At 55.8% G+C, this 19,583-nt stretch carries 20 protein-coding genes; all 20 read left to right on the top strand.

The genetic code is table 11. The features are described 5' to 3' along the window. The first annotated feature begins 17 nt into the window (after positions 1-17). The 20 genes from flhA (at position 18) to BRO54_RS05995 (ending at position 19,529) form a co-directional block, all read left to right on the top strand. Positions 18-2,063: a flagellar biosynthesis protein FlhA gene (gene flhA, locus BRO54_RS06090; protein WP_074043422.1), complete on the top strand. Its 2,046-nt coding sequence runs from the start codon at positions 18-20 to the stop codon at positions 2,061-2,063. Next, a complete protein-coding gene (gene flhF, locus BRO54_RS06085; RefSeq protein WP_074043421.1) occupies positions 2,060-3,172 on the top strand; it encodes a flagellar biosynthesis GTPase FlhF in 1,113 nt (370 codons plus the stop codon). Before flhA ends, flhF begins: the two co-directional genes overlap by 4 nt. Continuing rightward, entirely contained in the window at positions 3,166-4,032 is an 867-nt protein-coding gene (locus tag BRO54_RS06080; protein ID WP_074043420.1) for a MinD/ParA family protein, read from the top strand. The genes flhF and BRO54_RS06080 overlap by 7 nt, the downstream gene beginning before the upstream one ends. Positions 4,033-4,041: 9 nt before the next feature. Further along, positions 4,042-5,091 carry a protein-glutamate methylesterase/protein-glutamine glutaminase gene (locus BRO54_RS06075; RefSeq protein ID WP_074043419.1) on the top strand — a complete coding sequence of 350 codons (1,050 nt, stop codon included), beginning with the start codon at positions 4,042-4,044 and terminating at the stop codon, positions 5,089-5,091. A gap of 12 nt (positions 5,092-5,103) precedes the next feature. Next, on the top strand, positions 5,104-7,104 hold the full coding sequence (locus BRO54_RS06070) for a chemotaxis protein CheA (protein WP_074043418.1): 2,001 nt from the start codon (positions 5,104-5,106) through the stop codon (positions 7,102-7,104). A gap of 84 nt (positions 7,105-7,188) precedes the next feature. Then, entirely contained in the window at positions 7,189-7,626 is a 438-nt protein-coding gene (locus tag BRO54_RS06065) for a chemotaxis protein CheW (protein ID WP_074043428.1), read from the top strand. Positions 7,627-7,648: 22 nt separating this feature from the next. Then, on the top strand, positions 7,649-8,281 hold the full coding sequence (locus tag BRO54_RS06060) for a chemotaxis protein CheC (protein WP_011230744.1): 633 nt from the start codon (positions 7,649-7,651) through the stop codon (positions 8,279-8,281). After that, on the top strand, positions 8,278-8,775 hold the full coding sequence (locus BRO54_RS06055) for a chemotaxis protein CheD (protein WP_074043417.1): 498 nt from the start codon (positions 8,278-8,280) through the stop codon (positions 8,773-8,775). Before BRO54_RS06060 ends, BRO54_RS06055 begins: the two co-directional genes overlap by 4 nt. Before the next feature lie 38 nt (positions 8,776-8,813). Further along, entirely contained in the window at positions 8,814-9,569 is a 756-nt protein-coding gene (locus BRO54_RS06050) for a FliA/WhiG family RNA polymerase sigma factor (RefSeq protein ID WP_074043416.1), read from the top strand. 16 nt (positions 9,570-9,585) lie between these two features. Then, on the top strand, positions 9,586-9,831 hold the full coding sequence (locus BRO54_RS06045) for a hypothetical protein (RefSeq protein ID WP_074043415.1): 246 nt from the start codon (positions 9,586-9,588) through the stop codon (positions 9,829-9,831). 8 nt (positions 9,832-9,839) lie between these two features. After that, complete coding sequence (locus tag BRO54_RS06040; RefSeq protein WP_074043427.1) at positions 9,840-10,457, top strand: hypothetical protein; 618 nt, start codon at positions 9,840-9,842, stop codon at positions 10,455-10,457. Between the two features lie 160 nt (positions 10,458-10,617). Then, positions 10,618-11,325, top strand: coding sequence for a 30S ribosomal protein S2 (gene rpsB, locus BRO54_RS06035; RefSeq protein WP_021322279.1), 708 nt, complete (start codon positions 10,618-10,620; stop codon positions 11,323-11,325). 157 nt (positions 11,326-11,482) lie between these two features. Continuing rightward, positions 11,483-12,367 carry a translation elongation factor Ts gene (tsf, locus tag BRO54_RS06030; protein WP_011230750.1) on the top strand — a complete coding sequence of 295 codons (885 nt, stop codon included), beginning with the start codon at positions 11,483-11,485 and terminating at the stop codon, positions 12,365-12,367. A gap of 68 nt (positions 12,368-12,435) precedes the next feature. Beyond that, complete coding sequence (gene pyrH, locus BRO54_RS06025; RefSeq protein WP_074043414.1) at positions 12,436-13,158, top strand: UMP kinase; 723 nt, start codon at positions 12,436-12,438, stop codon at positions 13,156-13,158. A gap of 2 nt (positions 13,159-13,160) precedes the next feature. Beyond that, positions 13,161-13,718 carry a ribosome recycling factor gene (gene frr, locus BRO54_RS06020; protein WP_011230752.1) on the top strand — a complete coding sequence of 186 codons (558 nt, stop codon included), beginning with the start codon at positions 13,161-13,163 and terminating at the stop codon, positions 13,716-13,718. A gap of 82 nt (positions 13,719-13,800) precedes the next feature. Further along, positions 13,801-14,574 carry an isoprenyl transferase gene (locus BRO54_RS06015; protein ID WP_014195472.1) on the top strand — a complete coding sequence of 258 codons (774 nt, stop codon included), beginning with the start codon at positions 13,801-13,803 and terminating at the stop codon, positions 14,572-14,574. Then, positions 14,571-15,365 carry a phosphatidate cytidylyltransferase gene (locus BRO54_RS06010; RefSeq protein WP_033025096.1) on the top strand — a complete coding sequence of 265 codons (795 nt, stop codon included), beginning with the start codon at positions 14,571-14,573 and terminating at the stop codon, positions 15,363-15,365. Before BRO54_RS06015 ends, BRO54_RS06010 begins: the two co-directional genes overlap by 4 nt. 20 nt (positions 15,366-15,385) lie before the next feature. Beyond that, positions 15,386-16,534: a 1-deoxy-D-xylulose-5-phosphate reductoisomerase gene (gene dxr, locus BRO54_RS06005; protein WP_033025097.1), complete on the top strand. Its 1,149-nt coding sequence runs from the start codon at positions 15,386-15,388 to the stop codon at positions 16,532-16,534. A gap of 2 nt (positions 16,535-16,536) precedes the next feature. Beyond that, complete coding sequence (rseP, locus tag BRO54_RS06000) at positions 16,537-17,802, top strand: RIP metalloprotease RseP (RefSeq protein WP_176202387.1); 1,266 nt, start codon at positions 16,537-16,539, stop codon at positions 17,800-17,802. A gap of 23 nt (positions 17,803-17,825) precedes the next feature. Next, complete coding sequence (locus BRO54_RS05995; protein WP_013523414.1) at positions 17,826-19,529, top strand: proline--tRNA ligase; 1,704 nt, start codon at positions 17,826-17,828, stop codon at positions 19,527-19,529. The last annotated feature ends 54 nt before the right edge of the window (positions 19,530-19,583 follow it).

Here is a 19,583-nt window from a genome sequence, read left to right as displayed (position 1 = left end):
AACAAGGAGAGAAAACAATGCAAGCGCAAATCAAAGATTTATCCGTATTGTTTCTTGTCGTGCTCATCGTCGCCATGCTCGTCATCCCGCTGCCGACATGGCTGTTGAGCGTATTGATCATCATCAATATTTCCCTTGCCTTGCTTGTATTGCTGACGGCGATGAACACGAAAGAGCCGCTTGAGTTTTCCATTTTTCCGTCATTGCTTTTAGTGCTGACGTTGTTTCGGCTCGGGCTGAATGTGTCAACCACCCGCTCGATTTTAAGCAAAGGGGAGGCCGGCGGCGTCGTTGAAACGTTCGGAACGTTCGTCGTTGGCGGTGATGTCGTCGTTGGGTTTGTCGTGTTTTTGATTTTGGTCATCATCCAGTTTGTTGTCATCACCAAAGGGGCGGAGCGCGTCTCTGAAGTGGCGGCCCGCTTTACGCTCGATGCGATGCCCGGCAAACAGATGAGCATTGACGCCGATTTAAATGCCGGCATGATTTCGGAGCAAGAAGCCCGGCAGCGGCGGGAAAAAATCGCCCAAGAAGCGGACTTTTACGGCGCGATGGATGGAGCGAGCAAGTTCGTGAAAGGCGACGCCATCGCCAGCATCATTATCGTCGTCATCAACATGCTGTTTGGCATGGTGATCGGCGTCATCGAGCAAGGAATGGACATGGCTGAGGCGGCGAAGCGCTATACGCTTTTGACGGTCGGCGACGGAATCGTCAGCCAAATTCCGGCGCTGTTGATTTCCACGGCGACCGGCATCATCGTCACCCGGGCGGCGTCCGACAGCAACTTGAGCGGCGATATTATGCGCCAGCTGTTCGCCTTTCCGAAAATGTTGTACGTCACGGCAGGAACGATTTTCCTGCTCGGCTTGTTTACGCCGATCAACGACTTGTTGACGATGCCGATTGCGGGGCTGCTGGCGCTTGGCGGCTACCGATTTATCGAGCGGCAAAAGCAAGAAGAAGCGGCATTGGCCGGCCCGGAAGAGGAGATGGCAGCCGCCGACGAATTGAAAAGCCCGGAAAGCGTCATCCAACTGTTGCATATCGATCCGATTGAATTTGAGTTCGGCTATGCGCTCATTCCGCTCGCTGACGCCAATCAAGGCGGCGATTTGCTTGACCGGATCGTCATGATCCGTCGTCAGCTCGCGCTCGAGCTCGGCATCGTCATCCCGGTTGTGCGCATCCGCGACAACATTCAGCTGCAGCCGAATGAATACCGGATCAAAGTGAAAGGCGAGGAAGTGGCGCGCGGCGAGTTGCTGCTTGACCATTATTTGGCGATGAGCCCCGGAGTTGACGACGATTCGATTGATGGCATTGACACCATCGAGCCGGCGTTTGGTCTGCCGGCGAAATGGATTTCCGAGACCGTAAAAGACCGGGCGGAAATGCTTGGCTATACGGTCGTCGACCCGCCATCGGTCGTCTCGACACACTTGACGGAGGTGCTGAAAGCCCATGCCCACGAACTGCTGGGGCGCCAGGAAACGAAGCAGCTGATCGATCATTTAAAAGAATCGTATCCGGTGCTTGTCGACGATGTGACGCCGAATCCGCTGTCTGTCGGCGACGTGCAAAAAGTGCTCGCCAAGCTGCTGAAAGAGAAAGTGTCGATCCGCAACTTGCCGCTCATTTTTGAGGCGCTTGCCGATTTTGCCCGCCTGACCAGCGACACCGATTTGTTGACGGAATACGTCCGCCAAGCGTTGGCTCGGCAAATCACCTCGCAGTACGCCGTGCCGGGCGAGCCGCTGCGCGTCATTACGCTGTCGGGCAGGGCGGAAAAAACGATCGCCGACGCCGTGCAGCAAACAGAGCATGGCCGCTATTTGGCGCTCGAGCCGGCGCGGGCGCAGGCGTTTGTGGAAGCGGTCGCCGCGGCGCTTGAACGCTATCCGTTCGCCGGCCAGACGCCGATTTTGCTCTGCTCCCCGGCGGTGCGCATGTACGTCCGCCAGCTGACCGAGCGCCATTTTCCGACTGTTCCGGTGCTGTCGTACAACGAGCTTGAAGCGGATGTCGAAGTTCAAAGCGTGGGGATGGTGGAAATCGAATGAAAGTGAAAAAATTTGTCGCCCCGTCCATGAACGAAGCGATGAAAATGGTTCGCGCTGAACTTGGCCGCGACGCCGTCATTTTGCACTCGAAAGTCGTGCAGACCGGCGGATTTTTCGGTCTGTTTGCGAAAAAAAAGATCGAAGTGTTGGCTGGCGTCGATCCGGATCCACTGCCGCTGCGCCAGCCGGATGCCGCCGCGTCCTTTGCCCCTTTGCCGGCGGCCGAGCGGGAGGAAGACGGCTCGCTTGCCCGTGAGATCGAGGAAGTCAAGGCGCTCATCCGTCAGTTCAACGCCCGCTCGTCTTCGCTGCTATATCCTCCGCCGCTTGCGGAAGCGGAACGGCGCCTCGTTCGGCAAGGGATGGCGGATGTGTACGTCCGCCAAGTGATGGATCGCCTGCTTGAACGGTGGTATGCCGACAAAGACGGCCGGTCGCCCGCTGCGGTCTCCGCCTGGACGAAAGAAGCGGTGCGCGATCTATTGTCGACGCTTCCGTTTGTCAAAACAGCGGAGCAAAAAAAGTATATGATTTTGCTTGGCCCGACCGGGGTCGGAAAAACGACAACGCTCGCCAAAATGGCGGGGCGCGCCGTCCTCGAGCAAGGAAAAAAAGTCGGGTTCATCACGGCCGACACGTATCGGATCGCCGCCATCGACCAACTGAAGACGTATGCCGACATTTTGCACGCTCCGTTGGAAGTATGCTACAATGCCGACGATTTTCGGACGGCGAAGCGGAAATTGGCCGGCTGCGATCTCGTGTTCGTCGATACGGCTGGCCGCAACTTCCGCAACCCGCAATACGTGGATGAACTGCAGCAAACGCTCGAGTTTGACAGCGAAACGGAAACGTTTCTTGTATTCGCCGCCACCGGAAAGTATGACGATATGAAAACCATTTACAACCACTTTTCCCGCCTGCCGATCGATCGGCTGATCGTGACGAAGCTCGATGAGACGGACTCGTTTGGAACGATCGTCAATGTGTTGCTTGACAGCCGGCTTGCCGCCGCCTATTTCACGAACGGGCAAAATGTGCCGGACGACATGGTGGAAGCGTCCGCAGACCGGCTCGTTCATCTGCTGTTTGGGGCGGAGCGATGGTGAGCGATCAAGCAGAACGGCTGCGCTATGAGCTGGGCCGCCGGCTGACGCCGGCGGCGGGGCCGCGGACCATCGCGGTGACGAGCGGGAAAGGCGGAGTCGGCAAGTCAAACCTTTCGCTCAATTTTTCGCTGTCGCTCTCGAAACTCGGGTTTCGCGTCTTGCTGCTTGATATGGACATCGGCATGGGCAACATCGACATTTTGCTCGGCCAGTCGTCGCCATTGACGCTTTCGGATTGGTTTTCCGCGCGGTTGCCGCTCGCAGAGCTGGTAAAAAGCGGACCGGAGCATCTATCGTATATTGCTGGGGGGACGGGCGCCGCGCAATGGTTGAGTGTCGATCGATCCGCTATCGACTATTTGTTGGCCGAGCTGCAGACGGTGGCGTCGCGATATGATTATCTCATTTTCGATATGGGGGCGGGTGCCTCAGAAGAACGATTGTATTTTTTAAAGTCCGTCGACGATGTGTTTATTGTCACGACGCCGGAGCCGACCGCGATGACGGATGCGTACGCCATGATGAAATATATGCACACCGCCGGCAGCGAGGCGCCGTTTTCCGTCATCGTCAACCGCGCCGGCAGCGAGCGGGAAGGATATGGCGTCTTTTCGCGCCTGCAGCATGCCGCCAGCCGGTTTTTCCATAAAGACATCGCCTTGCTTGGCGTCGTTCCTGAAGACCGGACTGTCGCGCGCTGTGTCGTCCGGCAAACGCCGTTTGTTCTCTTTGATCCGGCGGCGAAGGCGAGCCGGGCAGTGCGTCAAATGGCATGCCGCTATGCGGCGGGAGGAGAAAAAGAGCCGGAGCGGGCTCCCCGCTTTTTTGCGAAGCTGCGTCAACTTTTGCTAGAAAGGTAGAGACGGAAAATGAAGACGATCAAGGTGCTTGTCGTCGATGACTCGGCGTTTATGCGCAAATGGATCAGTGATTTTTTGTCCGAACATCCGCGCCTCGAAGTCATCGGAACAGCTCGCAACGGCCGGGAGGCGCTCGACAAAATCGCCGCCCTAAGGCCGGATGTTGTGACGCTTGATGTGGAAATGCCGGTCATGAACGGACTCGAAACGTTGCAGCGCATCATGCGGGACCATCCCGTGCCGGTCGTCATGGTGTCAAGCACGACGACCGAAGGGGCGGAAAACACGATCGCCGCCATGCAGTACGGGGCGGTCGACTTTGTCGCCAAGCCGTCCGGACCGATTTCGCTTGATTTGTACAAAGTGAAGGACGAGCTGATTGGCAAAGTGTTGCACGCGAGCGAAGCGAACGTGGCCGCCTTGACTGCCCCGCGCCGCCAACGTCCGCCTTGGCGCCCACCGTTCAAAGCGGCGGCGCGGCCGCAACAGGCCATCGTCGCTGTCGGCACTTCCACCGGCGGCCCGCGCGCGCTCGAGACGGTGCTGACGCAGCTTCCGCCCGATCTAGCCGCTCCGGTCGTCGTTGTCCAGCATATGCCAAAAGGATTTACGACATCGCTCGCCAACCGGCTTGATGCGCTCGCCGCGATCACGGTCAAGGAGGCGGAAGACGGAGAAGTGCTGCGGAATGGCACCGCCTATATCGCGCCAGGCGGCGTCCATCTCATCGTTCGCGAAGAAGGCGGCGCGCTGAAAGCCCGCTTCGACGAATCGCCGCCGCGCGCCGGCCATCGTCCGGCTGTTGACGTGTTGTTCGAGTCGCTCGCTGCCATTCGCCGCTGTCGGAAAATCGCGGTGATCATGACCGGGATGGGAAGCGACGGAACGGCGGGGTTGAAAAAGCTGAAAGAAAGCGGGAACGCAAAAGCGATCGCGGAAGCGCGCGAGACAGCCGTTGTCTTTGGGATGCCAAGGGCGGCGATCGAGGCTGGCGTCGTTGATGTCATCGCTCCGCTTGACAGCATCGCCGCCGCCATCGTCCAATCGATCGGGGAGTAAGGGGGAAACGGCATGGACATGAGCCAATATTTGGATTTGTTTATTGATGAAAGCAAAGAACATTTGCAGGCGATCAACGAGCGGCTGTTGGAACTTGAAAAAACTCCGGAGGACATGTCTGTGGTGAACGATATTTTCCGTTCGGCCCATACGTTGAAAGGCATGTCCGCCACGATGGGATTTGAAGATTTGGCCAATTTGACGCACCAAATGGAAAACGTGCTCGATGGCATCCGCAATCGGCGGCTTTCCGTTACCCCGGAATTGCTTGACGTCATTTTTGAGGCCGTCGACCATTTGGAGGCGATGATCAGCTCCATCGCTGCAGGCGGCGACGGAACGCGCGATGTAAGGGGAACAGTCGAACAGCTGAAACGAATCGAGCAAGGGGAAATGCCGAACAAGCAGGCAGCAAGGGAAGAACCGCCCCTTGAACATGCGTATGGAGAATTTGAATACCACGTGCTCGAGCAGGCGAAGGAGCAGGGATTTTCCGTCTACGAAATCCGTGTTCGGCTTCGCGATGATTGCTTGTTGAAAGCGGCGCGCGTCTATATGGTGTTTGAACAGCTGAATGAAGTCGGAGAAATTGTGAAAGCAACGCCGCCGGTCGAGATGCTGGAGGAAGAACAGTTTGACCGGGAGTTTCTCGTTACGGTCGTATCCAAAGCGCCAGCCGATGAGTTGCAAAAGCGGCTGATGGGCATTTCGGAAATTGATGAGGTCAAGGTGTCTATGCTATCGATCGGCGAACCGTCGGCAGAAAGCGAGAAAGCGGCTGCGCCCCAACAACCGGCCGCTATGGAGCAGGCGGCGGCCGTTCAGGCCGAAGCAGAGGCGCCGGAAAAACAAACAGCGAAACAGGCGACGAAAACGATCCGCGTCAACATTGAACGGCTCGATCGGTTGATGAACTTATTTGAAGAATTGGTTGTCGACCGCGGTCGGCTTGAGCAAATTTCCCGCGAGCTGAACCATGCCGAATTGACGGAAACGGTCGAGCGGATGTCTCGCATCTCGAGCGATTTGCAGACGATCATTTTAAATATGCGCATGGTGCCGGTCGAAACGGTGTTCAACCGCTTCCCGCGCATGGTGCGCCAGCTCGCCCGCGAGCTCGGCAAAAAGGTGCGCCTTGACATCATCGGCGCGGATACGGAGCTTGACCGGACGGTGATCGATGAAATTGGCGACCCGCTTGTCCATTTGATCCGCAATGCGCTCGACCACGGCATCGAAGCGCCGGACGTCCGGGCGGCGCGCGGAAAGCCGGAAGAAGGGACTGTTCAATTGCGAGCGTACCATAGCGGCAACCATGTCTTTATTGAAATCGAGGATGACGGCGCCGGCATTTCCCGGGAGAAGGTGCTGCAAAAGGCGAAAAGCCGCGGCATTGTCTCGCCGCAGGCGGCGGAGCATTTGAACGATCAGCAAATTTACGAGCTTATTTTCGCTCCCGGCTTTTCGACCGCTGAGCAAGTTTCTGACATTTCCGGCCGCGGCGTCGGTTTGGATGTCGTCAAAAGCACGATTGAGTCGCTCGGCGGCACCGTTTCGGTCGATTCGCAGCCTGGAAAAGGGTCGCTCTTTTCGATTCAGCTGCCGCTCACATTGTCGATCATTTCTGTGTTGCTCGTTCAAATCGCCGAGGAAACGTACGCGATTCCGCTGTCATCGATCATTGAGACGGCGCTGGTGAAAAAGGAAGAGATTTTTTCCGCCCACAACCAGCCGGTCATCGATTTTCGCGGCAAAATCGTGCCGCTCGTCCGCCTGAAAGACGTCTTCGCTGTTCCTGGAGCGGCCGATGACGAAGATGCGGTGGCGGTCGTGATCGTCCGGAAAGGGGAAAAACTGGCGGCGCTGGCGGTCGACTCGTTTATCGGGCAGCAAGAAGTTGTGTTGAAATCGCTAGGAAACTATTTATCTTCGGTTTTTGCCATCTCGGGGGCGACGATTTTAGGAGACGGCCGAGTGGCGCTGATTATCGACTGCAACGCGCTCGTGAAGTAGGAGATGGCCGCGTCGGTGCGGGGGGCGCCTATGGCGTTGATCTGCCGTTTTCAGTGGCATGTCGAAAAAAAGGGGGAGGATTGGATGACGGCCAGCGTGCAAGCAGACTGGAAAGTGATTGCGTTTCGCCTGAAAGAAGAAGAATATGCTCTGGCGGTGCAGCATGTCCGTTCAATCGAGAAAATGCAGCCGATCACGCGCGTGCCGGGGACGGCCCATTATGTAAAAGGGGTCATCAACTTGCGCGGTGTTGTGACGCCGATCATCGATTTGCGCGAGCGGTTCGGGTTTGCCCCCGAACCATATGGGGAGCAGACGCGGATCATTATCGTTGCTCTTGAGGATATGGAAGTCGGGCTCATCGTCGATGCCGCGAATGATGTCCTTGATCTGCCGGCGGAAAGCATCGAACCGCCGCCAGAGGCAATTGGCTCCGTTGAGGCAAGTTACATCGACGGCGTGGCGAAAGTGGAGAATCGGCTCCTCATTTTGCTCGATTTGGCGAAAGTGCTCGACCGATAACCCGTGGAGAGGAGCGTTGACATTGGACGATATTCGCAACTTGACGGGGATGCATATTGACATTTTGCGCGAAATCGGCAACATTGGCGCCGGCAACGCGGCGACGGCTTTGTCGACGTTGCTAAACAAAAAAATTGAAATGGCGGTGCCGCGCGTTCAAATTGCGACGTTTGCCGAAATGATGGAATCAATCGGTGGACCGGAACAAGTAGTGGCGTGCGTCTATTTGCGCATCGAAGGAGAAGCGCCGGGAAACATGTTTTTCGTGCTGCCGCCTGAACAGGCTGAACGGTTTGTCCGCCGGATGATTGGCGATGACTCATTTTCGTTTCAAGGAGAAGCCCATGAGCTTGGCTGCTCGGCGCTTCAGGAGCTCGGCAATATTTTAGCCGGCTCGTATTTGTCGGCATTGGCTGACTTTACGCGGCTCAACTTGCACCCGTCCGTGCCGGCATTGGCCATCGACATGATCGGGGCTGTGCTGTCGTTCGGATTGCTTGAGCTGTCGCGTGTTGGCGATTACGCCATTTTGATCGACACAGCCATTTACGATGAACGGCGCCCGGATGAAAGCATCAACGGCCATTTCTTTCTTCTACCTGACCCCGAGTCGTTTTCCACCATCTTTCGAGCGCTAGGTGTGGATGGTCTATGAGCACAGCGCAGGCTGTCAAAATCGGCATTGCGGAAATGGAGGTCGTCATAGCGCCGAATGTCATCCGCACATGCGGACTCGGGTCGTGCGTCGGTGTCGTCATTTACGATGCAGGCAAGGCGGTTGCCGGCATGGCGCATGTCATGCTTCCGCATTCCTCGATGGCGCGCGGCGGAGTCATCAATGCGGCCAAATACGCTGATACGGCGGTCGAGGCGCTCGCTCAGCTCGTCATTGCCGCCGGCGGGCGGAAAGGGATGCTGAAAGCGAAGCTGGCCGGCGGGGCGCAAATGTTTTCGTTTTCGACAGCTGGCGGCGATATGATGCGCATCGGCGCGCGCAATGTGGAGGAAGTGAAAAAGCAGCTCGAGCGGCTTCACATTCCGGTCGTCGCCGAAGATGTCGGGGGCCATAGCGGCCGCACGATCGAATTTAATCCGCAGACGGGCGTGCTCTCCATCCGCACCGCCGCTCAAGAAATAAAGGAAATATGACCGGGATGCGCCGTTTCCGCAAGGCAAGGGGGAGAATGATGGGAAGCGCGCTAAAAGGCGAAGAACGGAAATACTGGGATGAATGGATCAACGGCCGTGACCGCCACGCGGCCGAGGAGCTGGTGCAGCGCTATATGCCGCTTGTTTTCTACCACGTGCAGCGGCTTTCGGCGACGCTGCCGAGCTCCGTGCCGAAAGACGAGCTCGTCAGCCTTGGACTCGTCGGCTTATACGATGCGTTGGAAAAATTTGATCCATCGCGTGATTTGAAGTTCGACACGTACGCCTCGTTCCGCATCCGCGGCGCCATCTTAGACGGCTTGCGCAAAGAAGACTGGCTGCCGCGCAGCATGCGCGATAAGGCAAAAAAAATTGAGGAAGCTATCGAGCGGCTCGAACAGCGGCATATGCGATCGGTGACGGCGAAAGAGATCGCCGCTGAGCTCGGGATGACAGAAGAGGAAGTGCAGGCGGCGGCGAGTGAAACGTTTTTTTCCCATTGGCTGCCGCTCGGGCAGACGACCGTCGACGAAGACGAAGGACTGTTGGCGGTTCGCGACGACCGCGCTCCGCTTCCCGAGGAGCAAATCGTCAAGCAGGAAATGATCGAAAAGCTGGCTGAAGCCATCGGACAGCTGAATGAAAAAGAACAGCTCGTCATCAGTTTGTTTTACAAAGAGGAGCTGACGTTTACAGAAATCGGGAGCCTTTTGCATTTGTCGACATCAAGAATTTCGCAAATTCATGCGAAAGCGCTTTGGAAACTGCGCCGCTTTTTTGCAAAAGAGCAATGAGGGGAGAGAAAAAGCGATGGACATCCAGCTTCCAGCGTTGCAAAGCGTCATGCCGAAAGCGCCCGACGCGGAAAGGATTCAGGCCTCGACGCAACAACACTCATATGCGGTGCAGGCGCAAATGGCAACTGCCGGTGAAAAGCGGGCGGAGCGTGCGCGCCGTCGGGTGACGGATAAACGAACGAGCGCCCGCCTCGAGGGGGAGGCGTCCCGTTTTGGAGGACACCCTTATAAAGGAAAAACGATCGACATTCAAGGATAGTGAACATCATGATGGCATTTTGGCTAACGATCAGTTTGCTGCTGCACGCCTTGTCGTTTTGGTTGATCATTGTGCTTTTCCTCCGTCTGTCGCGGCTTGGCGAGGCGGAGCGGCGGGCCGAGGAGATCGAGGAAGCAATGACCGCTTATCTCGCCGCCTGGAAGGAAGAAAACGAGCGCTTTTTGGCTGAGCTTGACTCATTGCTTGGCAGCGGAGCGGCTCCATTGGTTTCTGCACCGGAAACGAACAGTGCGCCCAGTGTGCAACGGGGCACGAGCGGGGAAGAGACGGCGTCTATGCCGGGGGCAGGAGGCGGTGAAATCGGAGCGGGGTTCGAAAAGCGAACGGCGGAAGCAAAAAAGGGAGAAAACGAGCCGGCGGAGCGGGGAGAAACCCGAAAACGCGCAGAAACAAGCCGCCCAAGCGCCGCTCCGGGCTATTTTCCAGACATCGGAGCGGTCAAGGATGTGCTCGAACTTTCATTCACCCGACCAGCCGACGCGAGTGAGCTCGCTCGCCGTCTATATGCGGAAGGGGCGACGGTTGAAGAAATTGCCAAACAGCTCGGCAAAGGGAAAACGGAAGTCGAGCTATGGCTCAAATTTGCGCAAAAAACGGATCAATAGGCGAATAACAGCTTGATTGCGGCTGATAGTTGTGATATATTTTTCATGGTGTGAATACACACGCCTGATGATTTCAGCAACGGTGCTGGCTCAGCCAGTCTTGCTGAAAGATGAGGCAGGCGGAGGACCAAAAACCACTAAGGAAACAGGAGGAGCATACATGTCGGTTATTTCGATGAAACAACTGCTTGAAGCTGGCGTCCACTTTGGACATCAGACGCGCCGTTGGAACCCGAAAATGAAAAAATACATTTTCACGGAGCGCAACGGCATCTATATCATCGACTTGCAAAAAACGGTGAAAAAAGTCGAGGAAGCATACAACTTCGTTCGCGAATTGGCGGCGAACGGCGGCAAAATTTTGTTCGTCGGCACGAAAAAGCAAGCGCAAGAGTCGGTGAAGGAAGAAGCGGAACGCTGCGGTATGTTTTACGTCAACCAACGCTGGCTCGGCGGCACGTTGACGAACTTCGCCACGATCCAAAAACGGATCAAACGGCTGCGCGAAATTGAAAAAATGGAAGAAGACGGCGTATTTGACGTTCTGCCGAAAAAAGAAGTCATCGGCTTGAAAAAAGAAAAAGAGCGTCTTGAGAAGTTTTTGGGCGGCATCAAAGACATGAAAGAGCTGCCGGATGCGTTGTTTGTCATCGACCCGCGCAAAGAGCGGATCGCGGTGGCGGAGGCGCGCAAGCTGAACATCCCGATCATCGGCATCGTCGACACGAACTGCGATCCGGATGAAATTGACTATGTCATTCCGGCCAACGACGACGCCATCCGCGCCGTCAAGCTGTTGACTTCAAAAATCGCCGATGCAGTGCTTGAAGCGAAACAAGGCGAAGAAGCGGCCGTCGCGGCAGAGTAACGATGCTCAAGAAAGGTGATAAGAGGGGAAAGCCTTTTATCACCTTTTTTTGAGACAGAAATGAGCAACTTTTGGCTATACTAACGAATAAGGGCAAAACGGGGAGCCGCTGCCGGCACCGATACATATACGGGACAATGAGAAGGAGGATTTTTTTATGGCGATTACAGCACAAATGGTGAAAGAACTGCGCGAAAAAACAGGCGCAGGCATGATGGACTGCAAAAAGGCGCTCACCGAAACGAACGGTGACATGGAGAAAGCGATCGACTGGCTGCGCGAAAAAGGGATTGCCAAAGCGGCGAAAAAAGCGGACCGCATCGCGGCCGAAGGAATGGCGTACATCGCGGTGGAAGGCAATACCGCCGTCATTTTGGAAGTGAACTCGGAAACGGACTTCGTTGCGAAAAACGAAGCATTCCAAACGCTTGTCAAAGAGCTGGCCGCCCACTTGCTGAAACAAAAGCCGGCTTCGCTTGACGAAGCGCTCGGTCAAACGATGGACAACGGTTCGACCGTTCAAGACTACATCAACGAAGCGATCGCCAAAATTGGTGAAAAAATTACGCTTCGCCGCTTTGCCGTCGTCAATAAAGCGGACGGCGAAACGTTCGGTGCGTACTTGCACATGGGTGGGCGCATCGGCGTATTAACGTTATTAGCCGGCAATGCGAGCGAAGACGTCGCCAAAGATGTCGCCATGCACATTGCTGCGCTTCATCCGAAATACGTCTCGCGCGACGACGTGCCGCAGGAAGAGATCGCGCATGAGCGCGAAGTGTTGAAGCAGCAAGCCTTAAACGAAGGCAAGCCGGAAAAAATCGTTGAAAAAATGGTCGAAGGCCGGTTGAACAAGTTTTACGAAGACGTCTGCCTGCTCGAGCAAGCGTTTGTGAAAAACCCGGATGTGACGGTGCGCCAATACGTCGAATCGAACGGAGCAACAGTCAAGCAGTTCATCCGTTACGAAGTCGGCGAAGGGCTCGAAAAACGCCAAGACAATTTTGCAGAAGAAGTGATGAGCCAAGTCAGAAAACAATGACGGACCGCAACAGGGAACACGCGCGTGTTCCCTGTTTTTCAAAGTGATTCGCATCATGGAGGTTGGACATGGAACAGCCAAAATACAAACGCGTCGTGTTAAAGTTGAGCGGAGAAGCGCTCGCCGGAAAGCAAGGGTTTGGCATTCATCCGGCGGTCATTCAGTCGATCGCCAAACAAGTGAAAGAAGTCGTTGAACTGGGCGTCGAGGTCGCCATCGTCGTCGGCGGCGGCAACATTTGGCGTGGAAAAACAGGAAGCGAAATGGGCATGGACCGGGCGACGGCCGATTACATGGGCATGTTGGCGACGGTGATGAACGCCCTCGCCTTGCAGGACAGCCTTGAGCAGCTCGGCGTGGAAACACGGGTGCAAACATCGATTGAAATGCGGCAAGTGGCTGAACCGTACATTCGCCGCCGGGCGATTCGCCATCTTGAGAAAAAACGAGTTGTCATTTTCGCCGCCGGCACAGGCAACCCGTACTTTTCGACCGATACGACCGCGGCGCTCAGGGCGGCGGAAATCGAGGCGGACGTCATTTTAATGGCGAAAAACAACGTCGATGGCGTCTACAGCGCCGACCCGAACGTCGACGCCAATGCGGTCAAATACGATGAGCTGTCGTACTTGGACGTCATCAAGCAAGGGCTCGGCGTCATGGATTCGACTGCTTCCTCGCTTTGCATGGACAACAACATTCCGCTCATCGTCTTCTCGATTATGGAAGAAGGCAATATTAAACGCGCTGTGTTAGGTGAAAACATCGGAACGATCGTAAGGGGGAAATAACGATGGCAAAGCAAGTGATCCAACAGGCGAAAGAAAAGATGGATAAAGCGGTGCAAGCGTTCACCCGCGAGCTGGCAAGCATTCGCGCCGGACGGGCGAACGCAGGGCTGCTTGAGAAAGTAACCGTTGACTATTACGGCGTGCCGACGCCAATCAACCAACTGGCCTCCATCAGTGTGCCGGAAGCGCGGCTGCTTGTCATTCAGCCGTACGACAAATCGGCCATTAAAGAAATGGAAAAAGCGATTTTAGCATCGGATTTAGGGCTGACGCCATCGAATGACGGATCGGTCATTCGTCTTGTCATTCCGCCGCTCACCGAGGAACGGCGCCGCGAGCTCGCGAAGCTTGTCAAAAAGTATTCAGAAGACGCGAAAGTCGCGGTGCGCAACATCCGCCGCGATGCGAACGATGAATTGAAAAAACTCGAGAAAAACGGCGAGATTACGGAAGATGAGCTCCGCAGCTACACGGACGAAGTGCAAAAGCTGACCGATGACCACATCGCCAAAATTGACGCCATCACAAAAGAAAAAGAAAAAGAAGTGATGGAAGTATAGGCAAAACCATGCAAACCCTCTATGTTGATGGAGGGTTTTTTTGCTATAATGGAAAGGCAAAACACGATCCCGGAGGACTCGTATGTTCAATAAAATGCGAAAAACAAAAGAGAAAGACGTCCCGGTGACGAAAGAAGAGGTGCTCAGGCATCCGATGCCGAACCACGTCGCCATCATTATGGACGGAAACGGGAGATGGGCGAAAAAGCGGGCGCTGCCAAGGGCGGCCGGCCATTACGAAGGCATGCAAGTTGTGCGCAAAATCACTCGTTTTGCGAATGAGCTGGGGATTCAGATTTTGTCGCTTTACGCGTTTTCGACAGAAAACTGGAAACGTCCGAAAAGTGAAGTCGATTATTTGATGAAGCTGCCGGAACAGTTTTTGACGACGTTTCTTCCCGAGCTCGTCGCCGAAAATGTCAAAGTCCAAGTGATCGGTCATGCGGAGGCGCTGCCTGATCATACGCGCCGGGCGGTCGAGAAAGCCGTGAAGGAAACAAGCGGCAACACCGGCCTTGTGTTAAACTTTGCCCTTAATTATGGAAGCCGGGCGGAAATCACTGCCGCCGTAAAGCAGATCGCCAAAGACGTTGAACGCGGGATGCTCGCGCCGGAAGACATCACCGAGCCGCTCATTTCCTCGTACTTGATGACGAGCGGGCTCGCTGACCCTGACTTGCTCATCCGTACGAGCGGGGAGATTCGCTTGAGCAATTTCATGCTTTGGCAGTTGGCGTATACGGAACTTTGGTTTACGGATGTCTTATGGCCGGATTTTACGGAGCAACATTTCTTAGAGGCGATTGCCGCTTACCAGCGGCGCGACCGCCGATTTGGAGGAGTGTCAGCGCGATGAAGCAGCGAATCATCACCGGAGTCATAGCGGCGGCGCTCTTTTTGCCGATTGTTATTTTTGGCGGATTTCCGTTTATAATAGTAACATATATATTGGCCACGATTGGGCTGTTTGAATTGTTGCGGATGAAAGGGATGCACCCGTTGTCGTTTGTCGGGGCGGCTGGATTGATCGCCCTTTGGCTGTTGCTCGTTCCCGCCCGTTACGGCGGCGAGTGGTTGGCGTCTGGGACCGCCAAATTTGGCGTGCTCGCCGCTTTGGCTTTTTTGCTGCTTGTCGGCACAGTCGTGACGAAAAATGCGCTCTCGTTCGATGAGGCGGCGTTTGTCGTTTTGGCGGTCGTCTATGTCGGCGTAGGGTTTTTCTGTTTCGGCGCTGTTCGTTTGGTTGGGTTCGTGTACTTCGTTTATGCCTTGTTTGTCATTTGGGCGACTGACATTGGGGCGTATTTCTTTGGCCGCGCGTTTGGCCGGCGCAAGCTATGGCCGGAGATCAGCCCAAAAAAAACGGTGGAAGGCGCCATCGGCGGCATCGCTTCCGCGGCTGTTGTCGCTGCGATTTACGAGTGGGCGGCGGCGCCGTTTGGCAGTTTGGCGGCTGCGCTTGGCGTCGCGTTGCTGCTGTCGGCGTTCGGTCAGCTCGGCGATTTGATCGAATCGGCATTTAAGCGCCATTACGGCGTCAAAGATTCCGGGGCGATTTTGCCGGGACATGGCGGCATTTTAGACCGGTTTGACAGCTTGCTGTTCGTGCTGCCGCTGTTGTACATATTGCTTGAAATCGCACGATAAGTGGGTGAGGAGTGAAACGATTGAAATATATTAGTATATTAGGGGCGAGCGGATCGATCGGCACACAGACGCTCGATGTCATCCGCGCCCATCCGGACGAATTCCGCTTGGCCGCCGCATCGGTCGGGAAAAATATCGAGGCGGCGAGGCGGCTGATCGCTGAATTTTCCCCAAGTCTTGTCGCCGTCGCTGACCGCGATGCGTATGAAGTGCTCTCTCGCGAGTACCGCGGGCGGACGGCGATCGTGTACGGGGAGGAAGGATTGATTGAAGCGGCCGTTTGCCCACAAGCCGATGTTGTCGTCACCGCCGTCGTCGGCAGCGTCGGCCTCGTGCCGACGCTGAAGGCGATTGAAGCGGGAAAAGCGATCGCCCTCGCCAACAAAGAGACGCTCGTTGTCGCCGGACATCTCGTCATGGCTGCAGCCAAGCGGCGCGGCGTGCCGCTGTTGCCGGTTGACAGCGAACATTCCGCCATTTTTCAATGTCTGCAAGGAGAAAAGATTGAACAAGTTGACAAACTCATTCTGACCGCATCCGGCGGCAGCTTCCGCGACAAGACGCGCCGAGAGCTCGCTCATGTGACGGTCGAGGAGGCGCTCCGCCATCCGAACTGGTCGATGGGGGCAAAAATTACGATTGATTCGGCGACAATGATGAATAAAGGGTTTGAGGTCATTGAGGCTCATTGGCTGTTCGGGCTGCCGTATGAGCGGATCGAGGTCGTTTTGCATCGAGAAAGCATCATCCATTCGCTCGTTGCGTTTCGCGATACAAGCGTGTTGGCCCAGCTCGGCGAGCCGGATATGCGCGTTCCGATCCAATATGCGCTTGCGTATCCAAAGCGGTTGCCGCTCCCGTCCGCCAAGCCGCTTGATTTAATCTCGCTTGGGGCGCTCCATTTCGCCCCGGTTGATTTCGACCGCTATCGCTGTTTGCGTCTCGCCTATGAGGCTGGCAAGCGCGGCGGCTCGCTGCCGACGGTGTTGAATGCGGCCAATGAGGAGGCGGTGGCGGCGTTTTTAGCCGGGCGCATTCCATTTTTGGCCATCGAGGAGTGGATTGAACGCGCGCTCGAGCGCCATCGGCCAGTGAGCGATCCGCAGCTTGAGGACATTCGCGAAATCGATGCGGACGCGCGCGCCTACGTTCGCTCACTACTATCATAAAGGTGGTTGAAACGTTGGAATCGATCATTTCATTTATCATCGTCTTTGGTGCCCTCGTCTTTTTTCACGAGCTCGGCCACTTGTTGCTAGCAAAACGGGCCGGCATTTTGTGCCGCGAATTTGCCATCGGCTTCGGGCCGAAAGTGTTTTCGTTTAAGAAAAACGAAACGGTGTACACGATCCGCCTTCTCCCGCTTGGCGGCTTCGTCCGCATGGCCGGCGAAGACCCGGAGACGATTGAATTGAAGCGGGGGCAAGTCGTCGGCCTCTTGCTTGATGGCAGCGGCCAAGTGGAAAAAATCGTCCTCAACCATAAGGACGATTATCCGAATATCCGCGTTGTGGAAGTGGAAGAGGCTGATTTAGAGCATGGAATGTATGTGACCGGCTATACGGACGGCGAGCGGTTCGAGCGGTTTACGGTCAAGGAGCCGGCATTTTTCGTCGTCGACCGCCAAGAGATTCAAATCGCCCCGTACCATCGCCAATTTGCGGCAAAAACGCTCGGACAGCGAACGATGACGATTTTGGCCGGACCGCTCGCCAACTTTCTCTTGTCGCTCGTTGTCTTTATCATCATCGGCCTTTTGCAAGGCTATCCGGTCGACAAGCCGGTGATCGGCGAGCTGACGCCGGAAGGAGCGGCGCGCGCTGCCGGCTTGAAGCAAGGGGATGAAGTGATCGCCATTAACGGCGAACGGATGGAAACGTGGACGGAAATCGTCAACACGATTCGCGCCCATCCGGGAGAACCGCTTCAGTTTCAAATTGAGCGGAATGGGAAAGAACGGAGTGTGACGGTCACTCCGGAGGCGAAAACGGTGCAAGGGGAGACGATCGGCTTGATCGGCGTCTATCAGCCGATGGAAAAATCGGTGTTGGGCTCGATCAAGCAAGGGCTGGTTGAGACGTACTACTGGACGCGGGAAATTGTAACGGGGCTCGGCCAATTGATCACCGGCCAGTTTCAGCTTGACATGCTGTCCGGACCGGTCGGCATCGCCGTATCGACCGGCAAAGTTGCTGAGTCCGGGATCTACTACTTGATGAAATGGGGCGCGATTTTAAGCATCAACCTGGGGATTGTCAACTTGTTGCCATTGCCGGCGCTAGACGGCGGGCGGCTCCTCTTTTTCGCCATTGAAGCGGTGCGCGGCAAGCCGGTCGACCGGCAAAAAGAAGGAATGGTCCATTTTATCGGCTTCGCCCTGCTTATGCTGCTCATGCTCGTTGTGACATGGAATGACATTCAAAAATTTTTCCTATAGAGAGAAAACGAGGTGGCTAATGGATGAGACAAAGTCAAGCATTTATTCCGACGTTGCGTGAAGTGCCGGCGGATGCGGAAGTGAAAAGCCATCAGCTCCTGCTGCGGGCCGGCTTCATTCGTCAAAGTGCAAGCGGCGTCTATACGTTTTTGCCGCTTGGGCAGCGTGTTTTGCAAAAAGTGGAAGCCATCATTCGCGAGGAAATGAACCGGATTGGAGCGATGGAGCTCTTCATGCCGGCCTTGCAGCCGGCTGAGCTTTGGCAGCAGTCCGGCCGCTGGTACTCGTACGGGCCGGAGCTGATGCGCTTAAAAGACCGGCACGAGCGCGATTTCGCCCTCGGGCCGACGCATGAGGAAATGATCACGGCGATCGTCCGCGACGAAGTGAAAACGTACAAGCGGCTGCCGCTTGTCTTGTATCAAATCCAAACGAAATTCCGCGATGAAAAGCGTCCGCGTTTTGGGCTGTTGCGCGGCCGCGAGTTCATGATGAAAGACGCCTACTCGTTCCATACGTCGAAAGAAAGCTTGGATGAAACGTACAACAACATGTATGAGGCGTATGCGAACATTTTCCGCCGCTGCGGATTGAACTTCCGCGCCGTCATCGCCGACTCGGGGGCGATTGGCGGCAAAGATACGCATGAGTTTATGGTGCTCTCGGACATCGGCGAAGATACGATCGCCTACTCCGATGCGTCTGACTATGCCGCCAACATCGAGATGGCGCCGGTCGTGGCGACGTACGAAAAAAGCGATGAGCCGCCAGCCGAATTGAAAAAAGTGGCGACGCCGGGGCAAAAAACGATCGCTGAAGTCGCTTCGCACTTACAAATATCGCCGGAGCGCTGCATCAAATCGCTTTTGTTCAATGTGGACGGCCGCTATGTGCTCGTTCTCGTCCGCGGTGATCATGAAGCGAACGAGGTGAAGGTGAAAAACGTGCTCGACGCGACGGTCGTCGAATTGGCGACGCCGGAAGAAACGGAGCGGGTGATGAACGCTCCAATCGGCTCGCTCGGCCCGATCGGCGTCAGCGAAGACGTCACTGTGATCGCGGACCATGCTGTCGCCGCCATCGTCAACGGCGTTTGCGGTGCGAACGAGGAAGGATACCATTACATCGGAGTCAACCCGGGCCGCGATTTTGCCGTCAGTCAATACGCCGATTTGCGCTTCGTAAAAGAAGGCGACCCGTCTCCAGATGGCAAAGGGACGATCCGCTTCGCCCGCGGCATTGAAGTCGGGCATGTGTTTAAGCTGGGGACAAAATACAGCGAAGCGATGAACGCCGTCTATTTGGATGAAAACGGCCAAACGCAGACGATGATCATGGGTTGCTACGGCATCGGCGTATCAAGATTGGTGGCCGCGATCGCCGAACAGTTTGCTGACGAACACGGGCTCGTGTGGCCGGCTTCGGTCGCGCCGTTTCACATCCATTTGCTGACAGCGAACGCAAAAAGCGATGAACAGCGTGCGTTGGCGGAAGAGTGGTATGAAAAGCTCGGACAGGCTGGGTTTGAAGTGTTGTATGACGACCGCCCCGAACGGGCCGGGGTGAAGTTTGCCGACAGCGATTTGATCGGCATTCCGCTCCGCGTCACCGTCGGCAAGCGAGCGGGCGAAGGCGTTGTGGAAGTAAAAGTGCGGAAAACAGGCGAGACGTTCGATGTGCCGGTCAGCGAGCTTGTCGACACTGCGCGCCGTCTCCTTCAATCATGAGTGCCGGCGCTGGCGAAAAAGAATTCTGTCTTTTTCGCCGGCGCTTTTGTTATG

It is taken from the genome of Geobacillus proteiniphilus (assembly GCF_001908025.1).
Lineage (GTDB): Bacteria > Bacillota > Bacilli > Bacillales > Anoxybacillaceae > Geobacillus > Geobacillus proteiniphilus.
This window is presented reverse-complemented; position numbering and strand designations above follow the sequence as displayed.

Excerpts from the sequence above, each read along its gene's own strand:
- flhA (WP_074043422.1), top strand. The coding sequence starts at position 18 with ATGCAAGCGCAAATCAAAGATTTATCCGTATTGTTTCTTGTCGTGCTC.
- flhF (WP_074043421.1), top strand. The coding sequence starts at position 2,060 with ATGAAAGTGAAAAAATTTGTCGCCCCGTCCATGAACGAAGCGATGAAA.
- BRO54_RS06080 (WP_074043420.1), top strand. The coding sequence starts at position 3,166 with ATGGTGAGCGATCAAGCAGAACGGCTGCGCTATGAGCTGGGCCGCCGG.
- BRO54_RS06075 (WP_074043419.1), top strand. The coding sequence starts at position 4,042 with ATGAAGACGATCAAGGTGCTTGTCGTCGATGACTCGGCGTTTATGCGC.
- BRO54_RS06070 (WP_074043418.1), top strand. The coding sequence starts at position 5,104 with ATGGACATGAGCCAATATTTGGATTTGTTTATTGATGAAAGCAAAGAA.
- BRO54_RS06065 (WP_074043428.1), top strand. The coding sequence starts at position 7,189 with ATGACGGCCAGCGTGCAAGCAGACTGGAAAGTGATTGCGTTTCGCCTG.
- BRO54_RS06055 (WP_074043417.1), top strand. The coding sequence starts at position 8,278 with ATGAGCACAGCGCAGGCTGTCAAAATCGGCATTGCGGAAATGGAGGTC.
- BRO54_RS06050 (WP_074043416.1), top strand. The coding sequence starts at position 8,814 with ATGGGAAGCGCGCTAAAAGGCGAAGAACGGAAATACTGGGATGAATGG.
- BRO54_RS06045 (WP_074043415.1), top strand. The coding sequence starts at position 9,586 with ATGGACATCCAGCTTCCAGCGTTGCAAAGCGTCATGCCGAAAGCGCCC.
- BRO54_RS06040 (WP_074043427.1), top strand. The coding sequence starts at position 9,840 with ATGATGGCATTTTGGCTAACGATCAGTTTGCTGCTGCACGCCTTGTCG.
- rpsB (WP_021322279.1), top strand. The coding sequence starts at position 10,618 with ATGTCGGTTATTTCGATGAAACAACTGCTTGAAGCTGGCGTCCACTTT.
- tsf (WP_011230750.1), top strand. The coding sequence starts at position 11,483 with ATGGCGATTACAGCACAAATGGTGAAAGAACTGCGCGAAAAAACAGGC.
- pyrH (WP_074043414.1), top strand. The coding sequence starts at position 12,436 with ATGGAACAGCCAAAATACAAACGCGTCGTGTTAAAGTTGAGCGGAGAA.
- frr (WP_011230752.1), top strand. The coding sequence starts at position 13,161 with ATGGCAAAGCAAGTGATCCAACAGGCGAAAGAAAAGATGGATAAAGCG.
- BRO54_RS06015 (WP_014195472.1), top strand. The coding sequence starts at position 13,801 with ATGTTCAATAAAATGCGAAAAACAAAAGAGAAAGACGTCCCGGTGACG.
- BRO54_RS06010 (WP_033025096.1), top strand. The coding sequence starts at position 14,571 with ATGAAGCAGCGAATCATCACCGGAGTCATAGCGGCGGCGCTCTTTTTG.
- BRO54_RS05995 (WP_013523414.1), top strand. The coding sequence starts at position 17,826 with ATGAGACAAAGTCAAGCATTTATTCCGACGTTGCGTGAAGTGCCGGCG.